Genomic DNA, 773 nt, shown 5'->3' on the forward strand with positions numbered 1-773 from the left:
GGCAAAGACCAACAAGGCCGCACTTTCAATAAATCCGGTCACGCCATGCATGTTCTTGTCCTTCTTCTCCTGATGGCATGGCGCAGGTAAGGCCAATACCTGTAAACTCTAGACGTGCGACCGCGCCCACTGCGCTATCTGCGCGGCAGGCATTGCACCGCTCGTCCTCGCGATTTCCTTGCCGCTCCTGAACAGGATCATGGTGGGAGTGCCGCGGATCCCGTAGCGGCCGGCAATCTGCTGTTCGGCCTCGATGTCGAGCTTGCCCAGGCGGACATGGGGTTCGAGCGAGCGCGCCGCCGCCTCGAACTGGGGCGCCATCATCTTGCATGGCCCGCACCACTCGGCCCTGCGTGAATCTACCCGGTCCGAGCCGATCTTCGACGGCGGGGCCGAAGGTCCACAGCGTCCACATGTTGAGGATGAGGTGAAGCCAGCCCGCATGAAGGAAGATGTTGGTCAGGAACGGGGTCCAATCGGACGGGGCGATGAGACGGAGCTGACCGAAGACGCGCGACGGCAGCGAAGTCGAACAGGAACCGGTTGAGCGCACGCGGCGGCAGGCCCCTCTGGTAGAGGAAAGCGAGAAGGCTGATCCCGACGACTGACCAGACGGCCACGGGGGGGTATCTGCGAGCAACGGTATCGGCCCATGGAAACATCTCATTTCCCCGAGCGCATGTAGCTGGCCGTCATCACGTCGTCTTTCTTGCAATTGTCACACCCGTCCACGCCGGAGGATCAGAGGCGGGGAAGGATTCGAGCGAGGCTTC

At 62.2% G+C, this 773-nt stretch carries 1 protein-coding gene and 1 pseudogene; both read right to left on the bottom strand.

Annotation, left to right across the window (positions count from 1 at the left end):
* Positions 1-108 precede the first annotated feature (108 nt).
* The gene (locus tag CG51_RS21010; RefSeq protein WP_084695294.1) at positions 109-444 is read right to left on the bottom strand and encodes a thioredoxin family protein; all 336 of its coding nucleotides are present in this window, start codon (positions 442-444) and stop codon (positions 109-111) included.
* Positions 365-667 (bottom strand): annotated as a pseudogene (locus tag CG51_RS19850) (rhomboid family intramembrane serine protease); the annotation flags it as partial. The gene CG51_RS21010 and the pseudogene CG51_RS19850, both read right to left, overlap by 80 nt.
* Positions 668-773: the final 106 nt, after the last annotated feature.

It is taken from the genome of Haematobacter missouriensis (assembly GCF_000740775.1).
GTDB classification, from domain to species: domain Bacteria; phylum Pseudomonadota; class Alphaproteobacteria; order Rhodobacterales; family Rhodobacteraceae; genus Haematobacter; species Haematobacter missouriensis.

Excerpts from the sequence above, each read along its gene's own strand:
- CG51_RS21010 (WP_084695294.1), bottom strand. The coding sequence starts at position 444 with ATGCGGGCTGGCTTCACCTCATCCTCAACATGTGGACGCTGTGGACCT.